The following is a 22,627-nucleotide window of genomic DNA, read 5'->3' as shown; positions in this document are numbered from 1 at the left end:
CAGGCCGGGGGGAGAGGGTATCGCAAGCTGGGTCGGCAGGGATTCGAACCCTGGGCCAATCGGTTAAAAGCCGAGTGCTCTACCGCTGAGCTACCGACCCGAGTTTACACTTTCGTTATGATAGCAGGACTTTTGTCACATTCGCAAAGACTCTAGCCGGATCCCCGAGAGTTTTGCTAGTCTAGATATAAGCTAACCCCGGGGCTGTAACGGTTTCGACGGGGTGGCGAACAAGGGTTCATGATGCAGGTCGGGCTTGAGCTTATCCCGTTACCACTAGGCTCAACAAAGTAGGTGCGAACAACGTCGTACCTTTTGCTCGTAAAGCAGCTGCTCTGGCTGCCTAAGGCTCAGTAAGAGAAGTCTGAGCTCGAGGATCCTCCCACGATCCCGTTAAGTGGGCGGGTCACAACCCCAACGGGTGCAGCTCTCTTCTCCGGCTCCGTCGAGGGAGAGCCTAAGCTTAGGCGGAGATCTCCCATCGCCGGGATCTAAACGGCGATCCCCGCCTTGAGGGTCAGAAAGGCTAAGCCTGTGAAGGAGTGAGCCCCCAGTACCCATCTCGGACACGGGTTCGACTCCCGTCAGCTCCACTCCCTTGCCGGTTGGCTGCCACTGGTTACCTAGCGGTGAGCGCGCGGGTGGCTGCACTTGGCCGACGACTGTGTTTCCTAGTAGTAGGGCACCCTACAATAAAGCAGGGTGTTGGAAAAGAGGTGGCGATGCGGCTCGTCGATGAACGGGGGCGTCTGCTGGGGAAGGTCAGCCTTCTGGATCTGGGGGCGCTGGCCATTGTAGTAGCGGCGATTGTGGCTGTCCTGTTTTTCCCCGGGCGGCAGGTGGGCAGCGTCGTCCAGGTGGGGGGTGGCCCCACGCTGCCGGTGGAAGTGGATATGATTGTGCGGGGAGTCAGCAGCCGATCCCTGGAACCTTTTCAAGCAGGTCAGAAGGCTGACTTGATTATCCGCAACCAACCCTACGGCCAGGTGGAGGTGGTGCGGGTGGAAAACGTCAGCCGCACTGTGCCGGTGGTTTTTCCCGATGGACGGGTTGAGAACTTGCCTGACCCAGAGCCCTACCGCTTTGATCTGGTGTTTACTTTACGGGGACGGGGCCAGCGGACAGAAAATGGCATTGTCCTAGGCAACAACCGCGTCAAAGTCGGCCTTCCCCTGGAGCTCGAGACCTTTAGCTACAACTTGCGTGGAACCGTGATGGATGTGCGGCTGCTGCAATCGTAGAGGATCTCAAGCCCAATGCAGCTACAGGAGATCGCCCAAAAATTGGGATGCCCCTACGAGGGAGATCCCACCCTAGAAATTCACGGCGTGGCTAGCCTAGCAGAGGCGCGCCCAGGAGAGCTGAGTTTTCTCAGTGAAGCCCGCTACCTACCCTTGCTGGAGCAGACCCAAGCCAGCGCCGTCATTGTGGAGGAATCGCTGGTTCTGCCCCGCCCCATTGCTTGCCTGCGAGGGAAGGATCCCCGTCTGCTCTTTGCCCAGGCCATCGAGCTGTTTTACCAGCCCTATCGCTTGCCTGTTGGGATCCATCCCACCGCTGTGATTGATCCCAGCGTTGAGTTGGGAGAAGGTGTGGCCATTGGGCCGCATGTAGTGGTGATGGAGGGGGTGAAAATTGGCGACTACACCCAAATCCACCCCAACGTAACCATCTACCCCCACGTGCGGATTGGATCCCGCTGTCAGCTTTTCGCCAACTGCGTCATTCACGAGCGCACGGAGATTGGGGATGATTGCCTAATCCACAGCGGCGCTGTCATCGGCGACGACGGCTTTGGCCACATTCCTCTTCCCAACGGCTCCTGGCGGCGCATGCTGCAGGCAGGCCGGGTGGTGCTGGAAGACGGCGTAGAGGTGGGCAGCAACACCACCATCGACCGGGCCGCTGTTGGCGAGACCCGCATTGGCCGGGGCACCAAGATTGACAACCTAGTGCAGATTGGCCACGGCGTGAAGACGGGATCCCACTGCTTGATCGTGGCTCAGGTGGGCATTGCCGGCAGCACCCAATTGGGCCACCACGTCATCTTGGCTGGGCAATGCGGCCTGGCTGGGCACCTGCATATTGGCGATGGCGTACGCGTGGCTGCCCAGACAGGAGTAACCAGCGACGTCCCCGCTGGTCAAACCGTGGCCGGCTACCCCCACCAACCCATTGCCGAATGGCGCAAGAGCATGGCCGTCCAGCGGCACTTGCCTGAGCTGCAACGTACCTTGCGCAAGCTGGAAGCTCGTGTGGCCAAGCTGGAACAGAGCAGTGGGACATAGATGGGGATCCCTGCCGATGGCTAATTCACTTGCTTGCCCCCAACGCAAAGATGCTAGCCCAAGAGAAACTGCAGAAAATCACTCCCCTCACCCGCGAGCAACTAACTGGCAGAGCTCATGCCTTCGGCCCAGGGGCTGCTCAGCGATGAGCCCGAAATGGAACACTCTCTCCACGCCTTGCAGCTTCTAATTCTGGTGAGCTGCCTCACCCGCATCTGGCAGGATCGCAACGACTACTTCCTGTCTTGGAACCTTACCGTTTACTACAGCCGCGACCAACTCAAAACCAAAGACTTCCACGGCCCAGATCTGTTTTTGGTCAAAGGGGTAGAAAACCGCCCCCGCCCTTCTTGGGTGGTGTGGGAAGAAGGGGGGAAATATCCAGACTTGATTGTTGAGCTGCTCTCCGAGTCCACAGCCAAAGTGGATCGAGAGGAGAAGCGGGAGCTGTACCAGAGGATTTTCAGAACTCCAGAGTACTTCTATTTTTCTCCTGAGACCCTGGAGTTCATGGGTTTGCGGCTAAGGGGGGAGAAATACGAGGAGATTCCGCTCACAAAGGAGGGGTGGCGGTGGAGCGGGGTGCTGGGATTGTACCTGGGGATTCACAACCAGCAGCTTCGGTACTTCTTCCCCAATGGTGAGCTGGTGCCTACTCCTGAGGAAGCAGAGAAAATCGAACGCCAACGGGCTGAGCAAGAGCGGCAGCGGGCTAAACAAGAACAGCAGAGAGCAGAGCACCTGGCCCAGAAGTTGCGGGAGCTAGGGGTGGATCCAGACGTCCTGTAGGCAACCAACCAAGCAACTCAAGACAACAAGGTGGATCCCTAGAAGGTTAGTACCAACACGGGCAGCTTCTGAATAGCGGGCCGTAACCCCTTCGGAAAACGCTCGCGCTTTAGGGGATAGCGATAGTTGAGTTGGGGAATCAGCCTCTCCCATTGATGGGGGTTCAAGCCAGCTACCACTGAACAGAACGGCTCTCTACTGAGCTCTAACCCCTCTTCCATGAGCCTGAGAGCTATGTTGCCTGCAGCTATCTCCAGAGTTTGATTGGCCAGTTGCGGATCCGGGTCTCCCAGGAAGATCAGGGCATAGTCTTCTGGGTCGGGGCTACGTAGAATTGACTCCAACAGAACCTCCAACTCTTGCACAAGCTGCTCTGTCTCCATCTCCCAGTAGGGGAAAAGACCCACGTTAATCTTGCTTAGACGGATCCCTTCTGGTTTGAAGGTTTGTATCAAACCATCTGTGATTACCGGCCAGTTCTCAGAGGGACTTAACCATACAGCACTAGGCCAACCCTGAACCTCTAGGCTATCTGGCTTCCATCCATATGGTTCAGCTACACTGTGCAGCCGGAAGAAAACTCCAAGCTCCTGCTCAAAGTCATGGACAGCCTTTGCACACCCTTGCCAGTCTTGATAGTCATCAACCTGGATGAACCCCCTGGGATTAACTTGATGGTAGAGATGACGGAAAATATCCATCGTCGACTGATACCAGTCTGCATCCGCATGCAGCAAGGCAATCTCGCCCACCTGCTCTCGATAAACAGGCAAGGTGTCGGAAAAGAGCCCCGGCACAGGAACAATGAGATCCCAGACCCCCAGTTCCCTGGCAATGACCTCTAGATTCTCTGAAACGGGTGCTGCTAAAGTACCTGCTCCAAAGCCCGTATCATTGGCAGCAACTCCTCGGTAATCGATATCCACTTCTGTTGGCTCGGGCATACCCGAGAAGGTATCAAAGGCGTACAGCTTGCGAGGCCGACGGCTGTAGTTCTTAATCACCCAGGCCAGCAAAGCTGAGCTTCCACCCCTGCAAACACCACATTCTACAAAGTTCCCAGGAATGTCTTCTTCACAAACCTGCTTAGCCAGTGAATAAAGGCTCCAAAGACGCTCAAAGCCCAGCAAGGTAAAAGATTTAACTTTCTCTAGCACCCTAGACAACTCAAGGTTACAGACCGGATAGTCCTTGAGGTGCTCTGGCAATGTCCAATTCACAGCAGGGTCTGGAATATGCTCAACGGGCTTGACATTGCCTCGCCAGGCCACTCCCATAATTTGCATGGTCTGGTAAATCATCGTGTTCCAGCCCCTGTCTCTCAAGTAATTCAAACCTTCAGCCACATCCGGCGAGGCTAGATTATGAAACAGAATCAAGGCATCCTCAGCAGCATAGCGCTCTGCCACTTGAGCATCCTGCAAGGGGGCTGGTGAGGTGTGGTCTCCATCGATAAAAATCAGAGACCAGCGGCGATTCTCTGTCTTGGCGATCTCCTCTACCTTTGCTGGGCTATAGCCAGGGTAGAGATTGACATTAGAGCGAACTCCAGCCGAGCGAAGAGATTGATCCACACTTCCATAAATCTGGGGATCGGCCAGAGCAGGATCTACCACATCGAGAATAACTCCTCCTGCCGCCAGGTGCGCAGTTGACCAACCTAGCCAACAGCCGATCTCTAGGGCGTTTTTTCCTCGTAGCTTAAGGGCAGTATTGTACAGAATATGAGCCTCGTCTCGACTAACAAAGCCGATGGTAGGTTGACGCAAATCCGCAGTCCAAAGGTGAGGAACTTCTTTCCGTAGATAAGGCCAGGGATGAGGCCCTGGATCAATAGCAGTCATTAGAGGGAAGCTGTAGTCGAGATATATTTTCTTTTGATTAGCTGATACATAGTCATACCTTCTGATTGGAGAAGAATGGCTTCTAGGGTACCAAAGACTGGCTTCAACTTTGAAGCCATCGGTAGTATGAGCTACATGAGTTTTTCTATCCTTAGCTTTATAGGAAATGTGTAGAATCCCTAAAGGGATGTAAGGCTTCCAAGGCTCAACCCAGAGCTTTCTTTTTGGATCCCATAGAGGTAGTTTACTATGAACTGTCCAGTTACAAAACAATGGTAAAATTTGAACGTTATCTATCCCTAAGTCATTATGAATAGCCAGGTTTAGAGAATACTGATCTGAGTATAGATCGAGGCTCATAGAGATAGCTTGGCTCAGTCTGTTTTTCCATGCTACCCAGTGAATACTGGAATTACTTCCAGAGAATACACCATCATTTAGAACTGGTCTTATGTATAGGTGGTTATATACATCTCCAAAGTACTTGATGTATCCCGAGAGGTGAAAAGCTTGATGCGAAAATGGACAGGGATCGAAGAGAGTATTTAGCAACTCAGGAACAACTGCAAGGTTTTTGTATCTTGCTCCCAGGGTAAGAAGCTCAATTGCAGACCAGTCTTGCACCCAAGCATCTGCATCAATCCAAATATAAACTTCATAGCCTGGAAAGTATTCAGGAAGGAAAGGCCTACAAACTAGTGCCTTGAGATACTTGGGTTGTCTATCAATGTCGGGAATATCATAGTTCCAATCTGGCTCAACAATGTGGTCAACGTACTGACCTATCCATTGCAACTGCTCCGGTGTACAGCCTACATCCAAGAATCCAATATCTACAGAGTGCCCCTGAGGTTTCTCTCGAATAGAGAGAATAGTCCCCTGAACCAATTCAAAAAACTTGCTGTCAGCAGCCGTAACGATAATGGTTGAGTTCATAACCTTAAGTCTCTCCTCCAATGCTTAAATTGTTGTCGACAAAGCAAGCCCTGCTTAGATAGCAAAGGACTCCTCTTTGGCCTGCTACAATTTCTCCCTGCCAGAGGAGATGGGTAGGATCCAACATCTGGTCAATCTGCTTGCGGTCTTGCTCAGAAGTAAACTCCACGTAAATCACCTTGATGTCTTTGAGCTGCTCTTGCAAGCTGGTCAACACCTTCACCTCCTCTCCACCTGTAGCCATCCTGAGCACATCGATGGGCTCCAAACCCAACTCCTTGAGGGCTGCCCTGGCTTCCCGGAAAGGGAGCACCTGCTCCACTCCCCACTCGGCCTGAGGATCCTCCGGCCAGAGGCGACGGGTTCTGCAGCTATCCTGCCCCGCTAGCCCCACCGGATGCACAAAGCAGTTGCCCAGGCCAAGAGCATTCTGCTGCAGCAGGTGCAAGGCCAAGGGATCCACCTCAAAACAATGAATGGCCGCCTCAGGGCAGAAACCCCGAAAACAAACGCTACCAAGGCCTACCCCAGCTCCGATGTCGATAACCGTCTGCACCTGACTAGACAGAAACACAGGAAAGTTAAGATACGTCCTCTCGTAAAAAACGGTGTCTGGGTAGAGCCTTACCGAAAACCTGAGTTTGCCAAAGTCAAAGCCAGTCAACACTGCTTCCATTAACTTACTGGCATTGGCCAAAAGAAGTTGGTGGTCCTCTGCCAAGACAAAAGCAAAGTTAGCCCTCACAGGCCGCCCCAGCCGCTGCAAGTCCTCAGCTGTGCACACCACCGCATCAAAACTAGGCCAACTGGCTGGCTCCCCTCTCACCTCGTGAACTCGCTCGGGCACTCCCTTCTGCTGCAGCAGGGCACAGGGATCCCCAAACCCCTCTTCCACGTACAGCTCCAGCCGCGGCAAGTCCAGCAAGTCTGCGGCTATCACCCCAGGACAGCCTCGGCCAACAAATACCCTCAGTCGCTCCTGCACGCGATGCAGCTCTTGAATGGGCTCGTAGATTCCTAGTCGTGTGTCTATCCAGGCAGAGCTGGCCGTGCTGACAAAGTAGCGCACATCAGAGCGGGGCGAGTAACGAAAGGGCTCCGGCAGCTCTCCCCCAAACACCCAGTCCAGCAGGTTCTGAATGCGGTGGCGGGGATGCCAGTGTTGGTCGAAAGTGTGATAAGCGCGGCGGGCAATTTGAATGGCTTCTTGGGGATGGTCTAGGTAGTAGCGAACTTTTTCCAGGAGTTCGGCTTCGGAGTTGTAGGTGTCGCAGTAGGTGCCGGGCGCCAAAAGTTCGTCCAATCCTGAGGCGAAGGAGAGCTGGTCAGTAAGCAGAAAGCCCCCCGCAGAAATCACTTCCAAGTTCCTTAAGTTCAGATCCCCGTTCAGGCTGCAGTTGAAAGAGATTAACGAGCTACCAAATATTAGAGGATTGTGGACTCGAGTCTCTATAAGTAGAGGTAGACCCAGTTTTTTCAAGGACATGATCAACTTAAGACGTCTGTAATGATAAGAGTTAAAATTAAGGTTACCCACAAACGCAACTCTAATTTCTTTCTTTTCTATCCAACTGGAGCTGGTGAGACAAGCGGAAATGAAAGGCAGCCAAGCTAGCCTTTGAACTCCTGCTGCTGCGAACCAGTGGAGGTGCTGTCGGTCATAGGCGGTGGCAACATAATCAAAGGCTTCAGTGGCCCAGTAAGTTAGAAGGTGGGTGATAGGGAGCACATGATGATGCGTATCTCCGGCTAGCAAGACGGTTGGGCAGCCAAATTTTTTCGTGTTGAAAGGACTAGTCAGATCAACACTCGATGTCCAGACAATCACCAAGTCAAATTCTTTGTCTTCAACTTGATCTGAATACTGGACAAATTCATAGAGGTCAAAGTCTTTGTCAGGACACTCAACTAAGCTTTTTGGAACACTAAAAAAACCGAATATCTGTCTTCTAACCTTTCCTTTCGGACATAGAGTTACTTGACGCTCTGAAAGAGTGAGAGGTGGGATATAATCAGGTGGAGTCATCCAAACTAGTAGAACTCGAGGATTCATCAGTCTCAGAGCTTCCTAAAGATTGCCTTCTAAAGATTACCACTGCTTTCGTAGAATATGCATCTATTCAGATAACATAAGCACCCGTAGTTACCTTGAGAAACTTCCTCCTGCCAGAGGAGATGAGAGGGATCCAGCATCTGGTCAATCCGCTTGCGGTCTTGCTCAGAAGTAAACTCCACGTAAATCACCTTGATGTCCCTAAGCTGCGGCTGCAGGTTAGCCAATACCTCCACCTCATCCCCACCCGTAGCTACCCTGAGCACATCGATGGACTCCAAACCCAACTCCTTCAAAGCTTCCCTGGCTTCTCGGAAAGGGAGCCCCTGCTCCACTCCCCACTCGGCCTGAGGATCCTCCGGCCAGAGGCGACAAGTTCTGCAGCTATTCTGCCCCGCTAGCCCCACCGAATGCACAAAGCAGTTGCCCAGGCCAAGAGCATTCTGCTGCAGCAGGTGTAGAGCTAGGGGATCTACCTCGAAACAGTGAATAGCCGCCTCAGGGTGAAGAGTTCTGAAACAAGCGCTGGCCACGCCCACCCCCGCTCTCACATCCACGACAACCCTGACATCAGAAAGAACAGAAACAGCAGGCTGATAGATGCGGCTCAGGCTGGCTACTGTCCCTTCATACTCAAGGCCTTCGTACCCCCGCAACCAAGCTGACGGAGCAGAGCTGCCCTTTTGGATTAAGTCAATGAGAAAAGTTTCTGTTATGTTTCCCGCATTGGCAAAGAGGAGCTGCGTGTCTTCTCCCAGGATGAAAGCAAAGCTGGTTCTCACAGGCCGCCCCAGCCGCTGCAAGTCCTCAGCTGTGCACACCACCGCATCAAAACTAGGCCAACTGGCTGGCTCCCCTCTCACCTCGTGAACTCGCTCGGGCACTCCCTTCTGCTGCAGCAGGGCACAGGGATCCCCAAACCCCTCTTCCACGTACAGCTCCAGCCGCGGCAAGTCCAGCAAGTCTGCGGCTATCACCCCAGGACAGCCTCGGCCAACAAATACCCTCAGTCGCTCCTGCACGCGATGCAGCTCTTGAATGGGCTCGTAGATTCCTAGTCGTGTGTCTATCCAGGCAGAGCTGGCCGTGCTGACAAAGTAGCGCACATCAGAGCGGGGCGAGTAACGAAAGGGCTCCGGCAGCTCTCCCCCAAACACCCAGTCCAGCAGGTTCTGAATGCGGTGGCGGGGATGCCAGTGTTGGTCGAAAGTGTGATAAGCGCGGCGGGCAATTTGAATGGCTTCTTGGGGATGGTCTAGGTAGTAGCGAACTTTTTCCAGGAGTTCGGCTTCGGAGTTGTAGGTGTCGCAGTAGGTGCCGGGCGCCAAAAGTTCGTCCAATCCTGAGGCGAAGGAGAGCTGGTCAGTAAGCAGAAAGCCCCCCGCAGAAATCACTTCCAAGTTCCTTAAGTTCAGATCCCCATTTTGGCTGCAGTTAAAGGAAATCAGAGAATGGGCAAACCATTTGGCTGCCTCTTGGCGGTTGGCTGTTTTGATGAGGATGGGCAAATCTGCATTCTTTATGGCTTGAACCAGCCGGCAACGCCTGGGATGGCGGGATCCCTGTTGGCCGATAAAGACCACTTGATTTTCTCTATCTTCCACCCAATCGTGGGTAACAGTGCGCATGGAGATAAGAGGCAACCAGGCAAGATTCTCAGCGCCTGCTGCGGCAAACCAGTGCAAATGCTGGAAGTTATAGGCAGTAGCGACGTAATCAAAGCCTTCAGTAGCCCAGTAGGCCAAGAGATGGTTGATGGGAAACTCCCAGTGGTGGGTGTCTCCAGCCAGTAAAACAGTTGGACAGCCAAACTTTTTGGTATTAAGAGGATTGCTGTAGTCGAAGCTCGAAGTCCAAACAACAACTAGGTCAAACTCCTTGTTTGTAATTTGCTCAGACTGCTGCACAAAGTCATAGAGGTCATAGTCTCCCTCTGGGCACTCCACCAATTCCTTAGAGAGATTGACAAAGTTTAGTCCAAAGCCCTTGGCTTTTCTCTTGGGGCAAAGACTGACCTGCCGATCTGAAAGCTGCGGGGGCGGGATATAGTCTGGCGGAGTTGGCCAATTGAGGAGAATTCGCGGAGCATTGGCCTTGATGTCTTGCATTTCTCGACTCCCCGAGTTGAGCGTCAGGTTCTTCTAGATCCTACAGGCTACTAGGATTGGACACAACAACAAGGGATCTCTGTTGCCCTGGAAAACGATAAGCCGAGCATAGGTTATAAGCAACCCCATGGATCCCTGTCTGCAAGAGCCGAATCCAGTTTACCTGCCTGGATGGCCCCTACCCAAGACGAGCTCTCCTACGACAATGGCATACCCATGGAAAGCTGGCGGCACACGTGCCAGATGGACTTGCTCATCTCCACCACCCATGCCGAGCAAGGTTTTGAGGCTGTACCCAGCGAAGTGGGAGGGTAGGAGGCCACCTGGATTCTGTGGGCCACTGCCGCTGGGGAACTGATGCCTGCCAAGGCTGAACTGGAGCAGCAAAGGGCTAAGCGCCTGGCCTAAAAGTTGTGAGAACTGGGGGTGGATCCGGGTACATTAAGTTAGAGCAGACGTCAGGGATCCCTCCCCATGGATTGCCAAGACCTTGCTCAGGATCTTCTCCTAGAACTGGAGCAAGCTCAGAGTCTCACCCAGCTCTTAGATTGGGCTTTAGCCTGCCTTCCTAGCCAGCAAATCTTCTGCCAGATTGGCTGGGAAGAGTCCGCAGCTGTTTTGCAGGCAATGCTTCGCTATCCTGAAAAGTTAGCAGTGATTCTACGGAATCCCCTACAGAGCTCATCCGAAAAGTCAATCAGCACAGAAGATATCCAAACCCAAATTTCTCAGTTGGGATTAGAAGAACGGGTTCTACTCCTAGAAGGCCCCATCCCTGCCCTTTTGGCAGATCTCGGTCAATGTTTCCCAGAGACCCAGATTGGCGTTTGTTTCTGGACTGAACTCACGGACTACCGTACCTGTCTGCTTCAGTCTTTGCTACTGCGGGATTACTTGGCCGACTCAGCCCTGTACTTGGTCAACCATTGCCACTACGGAGCCATAGCCCAAGCCAGCCTAGATTTGATGGGGGTGGATCCCAGCTTTCACCTGCAAAAGATTTTTCACAATCTGGGTCAAGGTATCTATCTCCTAAGCTGGGATCCCCAGCGCAAAGGCTTAAGCGAACGAGACCTGGCTTACATCCAAGCAACTGCCCCTGGATTATTGCTATCTACCAGTCCACTGTTCCTCACCTTTGCTCAGCCGGATCCACCGGAGCCAGCGCGGTTTTATCCCTGCAGGTACGTTAAGCTAGATAACTTCCTACCTGCTGAAGTCAACCAAGCAATTCTAGAGCATGCCATCGCTCACCAAGATAAGTTTATCCTCTCCAGAAGCTATAGCCAAAACAACACCGAAGCTGAGTCACTGAAGTTTCGGCGATCCTTACGTCTGGATTATGCTTATTTTCAAGAGTATGGATTCCTGCTGAGAGAAAAAATTGCGGCAGTGGCTCCCGATATCTTTGTTAAGCTTGGTATTGAAGATTTTGATATTCAAATCTTTGAAATGGAGATGGTTGCTAGCCATGATGGTTGCTACTTTACCATGCATGCTGATAACTCCTACCCGCAAACCGCTTTTCGACAAGTGAGTTGTGTATATTACTTTCACAGAGAACCAAAGCCCTACCGAGGAGGTGAGCTGCGTATCTATGACACGCAGAGGCAGAAGCCACACCCACCAATCCTGTACGGAACCTATGACGAGGTGATCCCGACCAACAACAGCATCGTCTTTTTCTCCAGCAGCTGTCTGCATGAGATCCTGCCAGTGTTCAGCCCTAGCCAAGCCTTCGCTGATAGCCGCTTCACTATCAACACATGGCTAGGATCCGAGCAATACACCTAAAGGCTTGCAGCTCCACTATGGCCAGAGTTTGTATTGTAACCACTGTTCGGGATCCAGGCGTGTGCTTGGAGTCGTTCATTCGCTATCACCTTGCCCTTGGAATTGCCCATATTTATATCTTCTTTGACGATCCAGAGGATCCCGCTATTCAGGTGGCACTTCAGTTTTCCGATGTAACGGCTATTCCCAACGATGAAGCTTTGCAAGTCCAACAAGCATTGGGGAATGTTCTCTACCCAAAATATGGCCCTCATGTTGGCTATGAGGTCATGGCTCGTCAGATCCTTAACGTAGAAACTGCTATACAACTTGCCCTGGATCAGGGCATGGACTGGATTCTTCATATTGATGGAGATGAGCTTTTTTATCCTGGCCAGATGATGGCTTTGGATTGGTTTGATCAAGTAAGCGACGATATATTCCAGGTTACGTTCCTAAACCACGAAGCAGCTCCCGAAGCGTTTGAGATCGAAGACTACTTCCGCGAGGTCACTTTATTTAAGAGAAACCCTGCTATTTTGGATCCCGGATTCTATACCCAGTTTCAGAAGATCTCTAGTAAGAGTCAATACTTTTTGGCTTACCAGAATGGAAAGTCAGCAGCTCGGATCTATCCCTCTCTTCTGCCTAACAGCGTACATAGCTTTGATATTCCAGGGGATCATACTCTAGTAACGTCGTCTCCCTCTATTTTGCACTACTTGAACTGCGGATTGCAGAACTACTATAAAAAATACGCCCAACTGGGAAACTTTCCTGACTACTGGTGGCGCTCAAAGTCTAATCCTATTCGGGTTCCCTTTCACTTGGCCTCACGGGATGCTTACTGCTCGGGAGATAGAACTCGCATGGAAGCTCTCTATCAGGAGTTTATACTTTACAACAATTCTGAAACCAACCAGAACCTCATCGAAAAGGGTATTCTTACTCGCATCTCCTACCCATCACAGTTACTGTCCTCGCTCTAGTTCACTGGTTTAGCCTAGAGCCCTTGCCTACTCTTGAGGGAGACTGGAGCAACTGAAATAAAAAAGCTCCCCACAGGGAGCCACGGAGTACATAAAGTAGAGATAGAAACTAGTCAAAGACGTTGCAGCTCTTACCAACAAAGGTAGACTCAGTAGCCACAACTGTCTCCGCTGATCCCAGCCCAAGGGAGCATTTAATTCTGCTGCCAGAAGCGGTGATGTACTTATCGTTATTTGCTGTGGTGTCCCAGCGCATTCCCTGAGGCGCAACAGAAGAAGTAACGGTGGCCGCTGGTGTCTCGTAGTTGGGAGCGCTCCACGGGTCATTCATGTATTTATCCTGCTTACTGCCGCAGTAGTCTGTGGGGCAGCCGTACTTAATACTAGTGTAGCTATTAGGATACTGGGAGAAGTCCAGCCGATAGACTTCAGAAGCACGACCTACCTCAGTAAGAGCTGCCTGGGCTTCAGCCGTACGGGAGCGGCGTACTTGGTTGAGGAATTGAGGAATTGCCACCGCCGATAGAATACCGACGATTACAATCACCACCAGAAGCTCAATCAGGGTGAAGCCCTTAGACGCAGAGAGGATATGCTGAGCTAGCTTGGCCCGAAACAGAGACTGACGAGACTTCGCACTCATGGTACTCGATCCTTTGACAACCTAGAGAGTTAACCGTGCAGGTTACCTGCCGCTATTAACTTACCCCGCTGGCGGGCAGTTCATAACAGTCCCCTCCCACGGAGTGCAATTGCGGATCTCTGCTAGGCGCAGCCCAAAAACCGGTGGTCTAGCTGAGCTGGCTGCAGCGGGGCAAACTAGGACTAGTGATCTCCTTCCCACCCATGAACCCTACACTGCAAGCCCAGATCCTGGAAGCTAGGCAACTGCTTCAGCAGGCTCCCAATGCCTTTGCAGAGTGGCTGGTGGCTTTCTACCGAGAGCAAGACGCAAAGGGTTGGCGGGAGTTTTTGCGGGGCTTCTGTGACCTCCCCTCATCTTCATTGGCTGATGAGTCGGCTTCTCCCTCTGAGCCAGAGGCAATCACCCTATCGGCGCTGGAGCAGGCCTTGGTTGCCAACCGGCTGAACCTTGCCTACCAGCTCTACACACCTTTGGTAGAAGCAGGAATCCTGCCGGCGGAGAAGGTGGTAGAGGTGTTGCTATCCTTGGCAGAAAGCCTGGAAAAAAGCTCCACTGAAGATTCGCAGCAACAACGTTTCCAGGTTTGCCTGAAGCTGCGCGAGCTGGCTTTTGAGCTGGATCCATTCCGGCGGGACAACACCCAAGTTTTGCTGATGCGGGCTCTGCAAGCTCAAGACGAGCTGGCCGTGGGCTTTTACGGGCAGGCTTTGGCGGAGCAATTGGCCAGTTTGGGAGAAGAGCAGACCCTAGACATTACCCAGGAGCCCCTCCTGACTCAACTTCTCACTCGGCTATGGGATGACGGCTACCTGGATTTGTTTTTTGAGGTGGCCACAGCTTTACAAGCTCGTCTTTTGGAGGACCAGAAATCCGGATTTGCTGCTCTCCTAGCTCAGCTAGCTCAGGCAGCAGATCCCAAGCAAGCCGAACGCTATCAAGGTTTGTGGACAATAGAGGATCTGATCGGCGACTTCTTTCAAAAAGCAGCTCGTGCCCTCTTCCAGCACTCCACCAGCGATGGCTATTCGATTCTGGGAGAAGCTCTTCTTAGTGCATCCGATAGTCCCCAAGCTGAGGAGAACTTTACCCTGCGCCTATCTCTTCTCTCAGAATCCATGGAAAAGCTGATCCACGCCGCTCGGCCAGACCGGCTAGAGCTTGCAATTCAAAAAGTTATTGATCTGCTCTCCTCCAAATCAGTTGACCTAAGCTCCCTAGAGGTCAACGACGAAAATCTCTTTGAGAGCCTGACTATCGCTAAAGCTATTCTTTTTCGCCTCTGCTTTTGTTGGAGCTATTTGACGGACAATCGGCCTCTAATTCGTCATTATCAGCAGCTTGCTGGCAGAGTCTTTAACGATTGCCTCAGTCTAATGGCTTCTCAACGAGATTTTCTTTGGTCAGAGTATTGGCAAAAGAACCAGCAAGAGTATCAGAAAGCTGAGGGAAAAGGACGCAAGCTGCGGATAGGTTTTCTGGGGAGCTGCTTCCAGCGCCACTCAGTGGGCTTTCTCAGTGAGGCTATTCTAAGAAATCTATCTCGCGTTTTGGTCGATGTAGTCTATTACTACTACCAAGGGTGGAAAAGCGAAGAGATGGCTAGCCATGACAACATGTACCAAAAATTTCGCTCTCACGAAAACCTTCATTTTCACTTTTTCCCAGAGGAAATCAAACCACCTCAAGTAGCTGCCCAAGCTCGTGAGGATCGCATTGACATCATGGTTTTTATGGATTCCATTACCAGCTACGACGCCAATATCGTAGCGGCCTTGCGGGCAGCTCCTATCCAAATTGGCTGGCTTGGTGGAGATGCTGTCGGTTTGCCGGAATTTGACTACTTCTTTGCCGATCCCCATATCCTTCCTGAGGAGGCCCAAGCTGACTACCATGAAAGAATTATTCGCTTGCCCAGCTACTGTGCTGTTGATCATCTGGACGTCTGTGCTACCAACGAGGTAGACTTTAAGACTAGTCTGAGAATAGAGCCGAAAAATGTTGTTTTCCTAACCGCAGCTAGTGCTTACAAACGTACTCCCAAATGTATCGACGCTCACCTGCAAATCTTAAAGGCCGTTCCCAACGGAGTTTTGATTGTCAAAGGATCAGGAGAAATTGCTACGGTTATTAGACACTACCAGGAAAGAGCCAAAGAGCTGGGCGTTCTCGATCGCGTCCGATTTCTTGCTCGAGCCAGCAGTGTGGAAGAGCATCGTGGCCAACTAGCCTTAGTGGATCTCGTTCTGGATACCTTCCCCTACACAGGTGCAACCCACACCATGGAAGCTCTCTATATGGGTGTGCCAGTCCTTACCCTAGTGGGCAGGCATTACTATGGCCGAATGAGTTACAGCCTGCTGAAAAATGTTGGCCTCGAGGATTGCATCACCTGGTCGGTGGAGGAGTTTATTGAGCGTGGGATCCAGCTAGGCAATAATCCAGAATGCTTGGCTAAAGCTAAGCAAACTATTCGAGATTCATATCACAGATCAATAGTATGGGATCCAAAGCGGTTGGCTAAAGCCATGGAGAGAGTTTTCTTCGAGCTAGCTTATGAGCATCAACTTATTCAATCTATTCCTCCTCTAGAAGATTGCCAAGCTGAGCCCAAGCCCGCTGAGTCTATTCGTCTTCATATTGGAGGTAAGCAGCCTCATCCAGACTGGAAGATTCTAGATAGTCAGGTAGGAGACCATGTGGATTATGTTGGAAGCGCCATTGATCTCAGTCAATTTGAAGATAACTCTATAGAAGCCATCTACGCTCCCTATATTCTGCAGCGCTTTAACTACACACGTGAACTACCTACTGCTCTCAAAGAGTGGCACCGGGTTTTGCGCTTTGGGGGCCAGTTGATGATCAGTGTCCCAGATATGCCTACTCTCTGCCGTCTTTATCTGAAGGATGAAGTTTCTTTAGAGCAGAGGTTTCGCATTATGCGTATGATGTTCGGTGACCAAGTAGATGAGCAAAACTACCATAAAGTTGGCTTCTCGTGGGAATACTTATTTGCTTTACTTGCTCAGGTAGGTTTCAGGGTTATTCGAAAGGTGGACAGATTTGGGCTGTTCAATGATTGCAGCGATATGGTCTTTCTCGGGGAACCAGTTAGCCTAAATGTAGTTGCAACTAAGTAGGGGTGCAACTTCAGCAACCGGAATACGGTGTGTTGAGCTGCTTGTCGATCTAAAAGCTTACTCAGGAGTTAGATTTGCAGTTTAACCCAAAGAGCGCAGGGACTCCATTAGCTGCTTGGGTGTCATCTGCTCGTAGGGTTCGAAGGGCTGGTGAATCCAAGGGTTATCGGGCAAATAGTCCACATAGTAATCCGGTTGATAGATGGAGGCTGCTTTGTACCAGAGTACACCGGTGCGGATTTCCTCAATGTAAAAGCCGTAGTGGTGCTTGAGCCAGTGGACAGAGCGCTTCAGGGTCATGCCGGAATCGACCAAGTCGTCCACCAACAACACGTGGCTGCCCAGGTTGGCGGTAGTCATGGCCAGATCCCGCGAGAAAATTAGCTGCCCTCGCTGGCGATTGCCAGGGCCGGAGTAGGAGGAAGCAGCAAGAATTGCTAGAGGGAGATCGAATAGGCGGGCCAGAGTGTCGCCAATGCGCAGCCCGCCCTTGGCGATGCAGACAATTTGGTTAAACTCCCAGCCGCTTTCGTAAACCTTGACGGCCAGCTCTTCGATTTTGCGGTGGTAGTCGGCCCAGGTGATAGAAATCTCGTGCAAGGGATCCCTCTCCAGCTCTAACTATCTATATCGCATCTAGCCAGCCTGGAGATGGCAACCTAGTTCAGGGGGATCACCTTTACCCAGTGGGAATAGGCGGGATCCCGGTTTTCCATGATGGCTGTGAGCTTCTGCCGCAGTTGCTCGGTAATGGGGCGGGACGACGGCAGGACGTACTGCTCGATCTGGCGGATGGGCGTGATCTTGGCGGCGGTGCCAGTGAGGAAGGCCTCGTCAGCGATGAACAGCTCTGACTTATCGACAGGGCGTTCTTGGGTGGGGATCCCTAGGTCGCGGGCCAAGGTGAGGACGCTGTCGCGGGTGATCCCTTCTAGGATGTCCTGGTCGAAGCTGGGGGTAATCAGCACGCCGTTGCGCACGATGAAGATGTTCATGCCCGAGGCTTCGCTCACTTTGCCCTGGGAGCTGATTAAGATAGCTTCGTCGAAGCCAGACTGTACTGCCTCGGTCTTGGCCAGGGAGGAGGTAATGTAGGCGCCAGTGATCTTGCCCCGCAGCGGTAGGCTGCGATCCTCCTGGCGGGCCCATGAGCTGATGCGGCAACTTACCCCTTCCGGCGAGAGGTAGTCTCCCAATTCCAACCCGTACACGAAGAAGTCTTTCTCGATGTTGTGCAGCCGCGGTGAGATGCCCAGGTCGGAGGTATACACCAAGGGGCGGATGTAGAAAGAGGTGGAAGGGCGGTTTTTCCGGATCAGCTCCACAATGACCTGCTCGATCTTCTCCGCAGGCAAATCGAAGCAGAGTAGGCGAGCACTTTGGCTCAGCCGTCGGCAGTGGCGATCCAGGCGAAACACCAGCACTTGATCCGGATTTTGCGGATCGGGGATCCCGCGCAGGCCGCCAAACGCTGCCGTTCCGTAGTGCAAAGCATGGGTGGCAATGGAGATCTTTGCCTCGGCAAAGGGAACGATCTGGCCCTGAAAGTAGGCGTAGGGCAGAAAATCGGGCATGGTCGGCACCTACTGCAGCAGGAAAAGGGGTAGGAATATTATCGCCGATTGACGCAGCAGCGGGAGTCCGCCGTTCTCTAGCCCACCTGACGGGCGCCAGAAAATCAAGGGCCGGAGGCGCTCTAAGCTAGAATGCTGTCTATCCGTCTTGCTGCTCCCCTAATGGACGACCCTCCTTTAGGCTCGGCCCCTAGCTCTAAGCTTGCGTGGGGAGAGGCGTCTCTCAGTCTCCTCTGGATTATTGCCCTTCTCCTCATCAACGCTTTCTTTGTGGCGGTGGAGTTTTCCTTGGTGTCGGCGCGGCGCTCCCGCATGGTGCAGTTGGCCGGTGAGGGGAACCGCCAGGCGGCAATGGTCCAAAAAGCCCAGGAGCAGTTGGAGTATGCCCTCTCCACCGCCCAGTTGGGCATCACCCTAGCTAGCGTCCTGTTGGGCTGGATCGGGGCTACCCAAGTGGCGCCGACGCTGTTCTTGGCTCTGAGGCAACTGCCCTGGTTGCAGGGTATGGATCCCGCTCTTGTGCAAGGTGGGTCGGGGGTAGCGGTATTTTCGCTTCTCACCTATTTGCAGATCGTGTTGGGGGAGCTGCTCCCCAAGACTCTGGCCATTCTCTACTCGGAGCCAGTTGCCCTAAAGCTGGCCTGGCTCAACCGACTGGTAAGCCGCTTTTTACATCCTTTTGTGGAGCTCCTGCGGTTTTCCTCCCGCTGCGTGCTGCGCCTTTTGGGCGTCCGCGTTCCGGAGGCTACTTCTTTTTACAGCACGATGACGGTGGAGGAGCTACAGCTGCTGATTGCCTCGTCGGTGGAGTCGGGCAACATCGAGGCGGAGGAGCGGGAGCTGTTGAGCAACATCTTTGAGTTTGGCGAGACAGTGGCCAGCGAGGTGATGATCCCGCGCACCAGCATCGACGCCGTGCCCGAAACCGCCACAGTCCAGGAGGTGCTGGCGGAGGTGGCCGAATCAGGGCATTCCCGCTACCCGGTCTACGGCGAGTCTTTGGACGACATCCGGGGGCTGATTCACGTCAAGGAGCTCATTGGCGAGCTGGCCAAGGGATCCTTGGATTTGCACAGCCCCATTGCTCCCTTCATTCGGGAGGTTCACTTTGAGCCGGAAAACAAGCTGATCGCAGAGCTCTTGCCGGAGATGCAACGGCACCACTGGCCGATGGTGGTGCTAGTGGATGAGTTTGGCGGCACAGCGGGCCTGATTACCATTCAGGATTTGGTGGAGGAGATCGTCGGCAAGCTCTCCGATGGGCCGGATCCCAAAAGGAAGGAGCCGGACATCGAGGAGCTGGACGAAAACACTCTCCTTATCCAGGCCCAGTTGGACATCGAAGAGGTCAACGAGCGCTGCCACCTTAACCTCCCCTTGCATGAGGATTACCAAACGCTGGGAGGCTTTTTGATTTACCAGATGCAGAAGATCCCGCGCGTAGGGGAAAGGTTTACCTACCAAGGCCTCGAGTTCCAGGTGGTGCGCATGGAGGGGCCGCGGGTGGATCGGGTGAAGGTTGTCCGCCATCGCCGCAACTCTCCCAGCCCCCTGCCAGCACTCCCCCCTGCCCAGACGGCGAAGCCTGGCAGTTGAGGAGCTAGGTTTTGACGACTTTGAGGGTCTGCAGCCGCACGTCTTCGGGGCCGTTGATGAAGCCGCCCGCCTCGTGCACCAGCAGCAGATAGTCCACTGCCTCTTGGGTTACCTCTTCGCCAGGCACCAAAATGGGGATCCCAGGCGGGTAGGGGGAAATGATTTCGGCACAGATGCGGCCCACAGCTTCTTGAAAAGGGATCCGCTCGATGGGGGCAAAAAAGGCCTGCCGCGGCGAGAGCCGTTGGGGCGGGAGGGGGGGGCGTTTCAATTCGGCCAGGCGCCGCAGTTTCTCGGCCATTGCCAGGGAAGGCGGGGATCCCTGGGCATACTTCGACAAAGCCGCAAAGCTCTCCACCAGCCGGTCGATATCCCGCTGGGTATTGCCGAGGCTAACAATAAAGACCACGTTGTGCAGGGTAGACATCTCCGGCTGCACGTGGAAGTGCTCGTTGACCCAGTCGTGGGCGTCGAAGCCAAAGAGGCCCAGCCCCGACACCGTCACGGTCAAGCGGGTGCGGTCCAGATCGAAAAAGCCGGGAGTGGAGCCAATGCGCTCCGGGCCGAAGCAGAAGATGCCTGGGATGCGGTTGAGGCGGGCGCGGGCCTGATCCGCCAAAGCCAGGGCTTGGCCCAGGAGAACTTCCCCTTCCAGGGCCATCTGCCGCCGCGCCACGTCCAGCGACATCATGAGCACGTAGTTAGGGCTGGTGGACTGCAGCAGCTGCAGGATGTTGCGGACTCGGTTGGGATCGACTCGGGATCCCTTGAGGTGCAGCATCGACGCCTGGGTCATGCCGGAGATGACTTTATGGGTGGACTGCACCACCAGGTCAGCCCCGGCTTCCAAGGCGGAGAGGGGCAGTTCTGGGTGAAAGCCAAAGTGGGGCCCGTGGGCTTCGTCCACTAGCAGAGGCAGGTTGTGGGCATGGGCAATGGCTGCCAGCGCTTCTAAGTCGCAGCAAACCCCATAGTAGGTGGGGCTGACCACCAACACGCCCTTGGCGTCGGGGTGCTGGGCCAGCGCTTGCTCCAGGCTAGCGGGGGTGATGCCGTGGGCAATGCCCAGCTCCAAGTCAAAATCTGGCTCAATGTAGACGGGCACGGCCCCAGAGAGGATCACGCCGGCGATGGCCGACTTGTGACAGTTGCGCGGTAGTAGGATCTTGTCCCCTGGGTCGCACACCGCCATCACCAGGGTTTCTACGCCACAGGTGGAGCCGTTGACCAAAAACCAACTGCGATCGGCGCCGTAGGCCGCTGCAGCCAGCTCCTGGGCCTCCCGGATCACCCCATCGGGATCGTGGAGGTTGTCCACCTCCGGCAGCTCCGTCAGATCCGCTCGGAAGACGTTCTCTCCCAGAAAGGCTCGCAGATCGGCAGCGATCCCACGTCCCTGTTTGTGGCCTGGCGTGTGAAAAGGAGCCTTATCCAAGCTGCAATAGTGGCGGATGGCCTCAAATAGAGGTGCTCGCTCCTGGGCTTTGCGATCCAGCGAGCGCAAGCAACGAGAGGTTTTGGACAGATTGGACAGAACCACAGACCACTCCTCAACACACCAGGTGGGCATTTTGTGATTATCCATCCCAATGGAGGCTAAGTCCACCGCTGGCGCTTTTCCTGCTAGCCTGGGTTTTCAGGTGGCCTTTCTTCCTCTCCTGTATGTTTGAAAAACTGCCCTTCCCCCTGAGCACTCTCGTGTTGCTGGCCGGGGCTGCCGCCATGGCTTGGGGCTTTGCCCACTACAACGATCCCAACCTCAATCTCATCGGCCTGTTTGCCGGGATCCCCTTGCCGTTGGGAGGGATAACCATGAAGGTAGTGGAACTCAAGCCAGTACCTGCCCTGGCCGCCCCTTCTCTCGAGGTGATCCAAGCCCGCGCCCAGCAGGCCACGGAAATTCAAAAGCAAGTCCGCGCCGATATCACCAAATATAGCTACGGGGCTAATGCCCACCTGGAAGATGCCCTGGAGTTTCTGGGTCTGCGCGGCCCTCTGGAAGCAGATCTGCCCAAGGTGAGAGGGTGTAGAGAAGAACTGCGAGATGGCCGGTATACCTTGGTGCTTCTGTTCGATTCCCCCAAGGTTCCCTTCCAACAATGGCAGGAAAGCTACCAGAAAAAAATGCAAGGCTTCTTTGGCCGAGATGTGGAGGTGCAACTGGGGCAGCCCCAAGAAAATCAGGTGGAATTGGCGCTTGTTGCCCGAGGTGGATCCCTGACCACCTGAGCAAGGCTTAACCTTCCACCTCATCTGTCAGTTCCACGACTTTTTCACGGGTCGGCTCTTAGAATCAGAGCATCTCATAGGGAAGGTGTGTTGAGGACTGAAACACTAGAGGAAGGATAACCAGGGATCCCATTGGCTGGGATCCCTATTTTTTTCCATCGAGGGGGCGGGAAAGAATTAACGGGATCCCTCTCTGAGCAGCACAAGGATAACCCCGGCAATGATGCTAATCGTGGCTCCTGCGATCAAGCTGGTTGCCAGCCGCTCTAGCCGCTCCCCAACCGATTGAGCAGTGTCGAACTTGAAGCCCAACTTATCGACATCGGCGGAAAGTTTGCTGACACTTTGGGAGAGGTTATCCACCCTGTCGGTCAGGCTATCTACTCGGTTAGTCAGGTTGTCTACTCGATCCGTGAGGTTATCCACCTGCTCGGTCAAGCTATCCACCCGGTGAGACAACCCATCGACGCGCCCCAGCACTTCCCTCTGCTGGTTCACCAAAACTTCTACAACACGCTCAATCCGGTCTAGCCGATCCTCTGTGGGGGTTGTCATCAAATTGATCTTGTAGGTTCCTAATCTTAAAGTAAACAAACGAGCAAGGGATCTTTGTTGGTAAAGACTCTCCAGCCCATCAGGCTAACTCTTATGGGCCTCAGCCGCTT

General features: G+C 53.5%; 17 protein-coding genes, 1 tRNA gene and 1 other RNA gene. 10 read left to right on the top strand and 9 right to left on the bottom strand.

Annotated elements, in window-relative coordinates:
* Nucleotides 1-28: 28 nt before the first annotated feature.
* A tRNA-Lys gene (locus tag NW808_RS02770) sits at nt 29-100 on the bottom strand.
* Between the two features lie 100 nt (nt 101-200).
* On the opposite strand from NW808_RS02770, the gene ssrA reads away from it, so the two are divergent.
* From ssrA to NW808_RS02750, 4 genes are all read left to right on the top strand, one after another.
* Nucleotides 201-596: a transfer-messenger RNA gene (ssrA, locus tag NW808_RS02765) on the top strand.
* A 126-nt stretch (nt 597-722) separates the two neighbouring features.
* Nucleotides 723-1,241 carry a DUF4330 domain-containing protein gene (locus tag NW808_RS02760; protein ID WP_414410555.1) on the top strand — a complete coding sequence of 173 codons (519 nt, stop codon included), beginning with the start codon at nt 723-725 and terminating at the stop codon, nt 1,239-1,241.
* A 15-nt stretch (nt 1,242-1,256) separates the two neighbouring features.
* Nucleotides 1,257-2,288 (top strand): UDP-3-O-(3-hydroxymyristoyl)glucosamine N-acyltransferase, encoded by a 1,032-nt coding sequence (gene lpxD / locus NW808_RS02755; RefSeq protein WP_414420206.1) that lies wholly within the window; start codon nt 1,257-1,259, stop codon nt 2,286-2,288.
* A gap of 117 nt (nt 2,289-2,405) precedes the next feature.
* Nucleotides 2,406-3,077 (top strand): Uma2 family endonuclease, encoded by a 672-nt coding sequence (locus NW808_RS02750; RefSeq protein WP_414420205.1) that lies wholly within the window; start codon nt 2,406-2,408, stop codon nt 3,075-3,077.
* 38 nt (nt 3,078-3,115) lie between these two features.
* Here the strand turns inward: NW808_RS02750 and NW808_RS02745 are convergent, their stop codons facing one another.
* The 3 genes from NW808_RS02745 to NW808_RS02735 all read right to left on the bottom strand — a co-directional run bounded on the left by NW808_RS02745 (nt 3,116) and on the right by NW808_RS02735 (nt 10,018).
* Nucleotides 3,116-5,857 carry a class I SAM-dependent methyltransferase gene (locus tag NW808_RS02745; protein ID WP_414420204.1) on the bottom strand — a complete coding sequence of 914 codons (2,742 nt, stop codon included), beginning with the start codon at nt 5,855-5,857 and terminating at the stop codon, nt 3,116-3,118.
* A gap of 4 nt (nt 5,858-5,861) precedes the next feature.
* A complete protein-coding gene (locus NW808_RS02740; protein ID WP_414420203.1) occupies nt 5,862-7,343 on the bottom strand; it encodes a glycosyltransferase in 1,482 nt (493 codons plus the stop codon).
* Nucleotides 7,344-7,939: 596 nt separating this feature from the next.
* On the bottom strand, nt 7,940-10,018 hold the full coding sequence (locus tag NW808_RS02735) for a glycosyltransferase (protein WP_414420202.1): 2,079 nt from the start codon (nt 10,016-10,018) through the stop codon (nt 7,940-7,942).
* 171 nt (nt 10,019-10,189) lie between these two features.
* On the opposite strand from NW808_RS02735, the gene NW808_RS02730 reads away from it, so the two are divergent.
* From NW808_RS02730 to NW808_RS02720, 3 genes are all read left to right on the top strand, one after another.
* A complete protein-coding gene (locus NW808_RS02730) occupies nt 10,190-10,333 on the top strand; it encodes a hypothetical protein (protein ID WP_414329082.1) in 144 nt (47 codons plus the stop codon).
* 159 nt (nt 10,334-10,492) lie between these two features.
* Nucleotides 10,493-11,812 carry a 2OG-Fe(II) oxygenase gene (locus tag NW808_RS02725; protein ID WP_414420201.1) on the top strand — a complete coding sequence of 440 codons (1,320 nt, stop codon included), beginning with the start codon at nt 10,493-10,495 and terminating at the stop codon, nt 11,810-11,812.
* Nucleotides 11,785-12,780, top strand: coding sequence for a glycosyltransferase family 2 protein (locus NW808_RS02720; protein WP_414420200.1), 996 nt, complete (start codon nt 11,785-11,787; stop codon nt 12,778-12,780). Before NW808_RS02725 ends, NW808_RS02720 begins: the two co-directional genes overlap by 28 nt.
* Before the next feature lie 109 nt (nt 12,781-12,889).
* Here the strand turns inward: NW808_RS02720 and NW808_RS02715 are convergent, their stop codons facing one another.
* On the bottom strand, nt 12,890-13,423 hold the full coding sequence (locus tag NW808_RS02715; protein ID WP_414420199.1) for a type IV pilin protein: 534 nt from the start codon (nt 13,421-13,423) through the stop codon (nt 12,890-12,892).
* Nucleotides 13,424-13,707: 284 nt separating this feature from the next.
* Between NW808_RS02715 and NW808_RS02710 the strand changes: the two genes are divergently transcribed.
* Nucleotides 13,708-16,563, top strand: a complete 2,856-nt coding sequence (locus NW808_RS02710; protein WP_414420198.1) for a methyltransferase domain-containing protein — start codon at nt 13,708-13,710, stop codon at nt 16,561-16,563.
* An 81-nt stretch (nt 16,564-16,644) separates the two neighbouring features.
* On the opposite strand, the gene NW808_RS02705 is transcribed toward NW808_RS02710, so the two are convergent.
* The gene (locus NW808_RS02705; RefSeq protein ID WP_414410548.1) at nt 16,645-17,163 is read right to left on the bottom strand and encodes a phosphoribosyltransferase; all 519 of its coding nucleotides are present in this window, start codon (nt 17,161-17,163) and stop codon (nt 16,645-16,647) included.
* Nucleotides 17,164-17,222: 59 nt separating this feature from the next.
* Nucleotides 17,223-18,137, bottom strand: a complete 915-nt coding sequence (locus NW808_RS02700; RefSeq protein ID WP_414393039.1) for a branched-chain amino acid transaminase — start codon at nt 18,135-18,137, stop codon at nt 17,223-17,225.
* A gap of 162 nt (nt 18,138-18,299) precedes the next feature.
* On the opposite strand from NW808_RS02700, the gene NW808_RS02695 reads away from it, so the two are divergent.
* Nucleotides 18,300-19,733 (top strand): hemolysin family protein, encoded by a 1,434-nt coding sequence (locus NW808_RS02695; RefSeq protein WP_414420197.1) that lies wholly within the window; start codon nt 18,300-18,302, stop codon nt 19,731-19,733.
* Nucleotides 19,734-19,737: 4 nt separating this feature from the next.
* On the opposite strand, the gene NW808_RS02690 is transcribed toward NW808_RS02695, so the two are convergent.
* A complete protein-coding gene (locus tag NW808_RS02690; protein WP_414420196.1) occupies nt 19,738-21,273 on the bottom strand; it encodes an aminotransferase class I/II-fold pyridoxal phosphate-dependent enzyme in 1,536 nt (511 codons plus the stop codon).
* 122 nt (nt 21,274-21,395) lie between these two features.
* Here NW808_RS02690 and NW808_RS02685 point away from each other — a divergent pair, with 122 nt between their 5' ends.
* Nucleotides 21,396-21,962, top strand: a complete 567-nt coding sequence (locus tag NW808_RS02685) for a DUF2854 domain-containing protein (protein ID WP_414420195.1) — start codon at nt 21,396-21,398, stop codon at nt 21,960-21,962.
* Nucleotides 21,963-22,139: 177 nt separating this feature from the next.
* On the opposite strand, the gene NW808_RS02680 is transcribed toward NW808_RS02685, so the two are convergent.
* Nucleotides 22,140-22,517, bottom strand: a complete 378-nt coding sequence (locus NW808_RS02680; protein WP_414329093.1) for a hypothetical protein — start codon at nt 22,515-22,517, stop codon at nt 22,140-22,142.
* Nucleotides 22,518-22,627 lie beyond the last annotated feature (110 nt).

The organism is Synechococcus sp. W70.1, from assembly GCF_047461515.1.
In the GTDB taxonomy this organism is placed as follows: domain Bacteria; phylum Cyanobacteriota; class Cyanobacteriia; order Thermostichales; family Thermostichaceae; genus Thermostichus.
The sequence above is the reverse complement of the archived record's forward strand: the minus strand, read 5'-3'. Positions and strand labels throughout refer to the sequence as shown.

Coding starts and splice junctions, on each gene's coding strand:
- NW808_RS02750 (WP_414420205.1), top strand. CDS start 2,406: ATGCCTTCGGCCCAGGGGCTGCTCAGCGATGAGCCCGAAATGGAACAC.
- NW808_RS02715 (WP_414420199.1), bottom strand. CDS start 13,423: ATGAGTGCGAAGTCTCGTCAGTCTCTGTTTCGGGCCAAGCTAGCTCAG.
- lpxD (WP_414420206.1), top strand. CDS start 1,257: ATGCAGCTACAGGAGATCGCCCAAAAATTGGGATGCCCCTACGAGGGA.
- NW808_RS02745 (WP_414420204.1), bottom strand. CDS start 5,857: ATGAACTCAACCATTATCGTTACGGCTGCTGACAGCAAGTTTTTTGAA.
- NW808_RS02740 (WP_414420203.1), bottom strand. CDS start 7,343: ATGTCCTTGAAAAAACTGGGTCTACCTCTACTTATAGAGACTCGAGTC.
- NW808_RS02695 (WP_414420197.1), top strand. CDS start 18,300: ATGGACGACCCTCCTTTAGGCTCGGCCCCTAGCTCTAAGCTTGCGTGG.
- NW808_RS02735 (WP_414420202.1), bottom strand. CDS start 10,018: ATGCAAGACATCAAGGCCAATGCTCCGCGAATTCTCCTCAATTGGCCA.
- NW808_RS02725 (WP_414420201.1), top strand. CDS start 10,493: ATGGATTGCCAAGACCTTGCTCAGGATCTTCTCCTAGAACTGGAGCAA.
- NW808_RS02685 (WP_414420195.1), top strand. CDS start 21,396: ATGTTTGAAAAACTGCCCTTCCCCCTGAGCACTCTCGTGTTGCTGGCC.
- NW808_RS02730 (WP_414329082.1), top strand. CDS start 10,190: ATGGCCCCTACCCAAGACGAGCTCTCCTACGACAATGGCATACCCATG.
- NW808_RS02720 (WP_414420200.1), top strand. CDS start 11,785: ATGGCTAGGATCCGAGCAATACACCTAAAGGCTTGCAGCTCCACTATG.
- NW808_RS02700 (WP_414393039.1), bottom strand. CDS start 18,137: ATGCCCGATTTTCTGCCCTACGCCTACTTTCAGGGCCAGATCGTTCCC.
- NW808_RS02760 (WP_414410555.1), top strand. CDS start 723: ATGCGGCTCGTCGATGAACGGGGGCGTCTGCTGGGGAAGGTCAGCCTT.
- NW808_RS02680 (WP_414329093.1), bottom strand. CDS start 22,517: ATGACAACCCCCACAGAGGATCGGCTAGACCGGATTGAGCGTGTTGTA.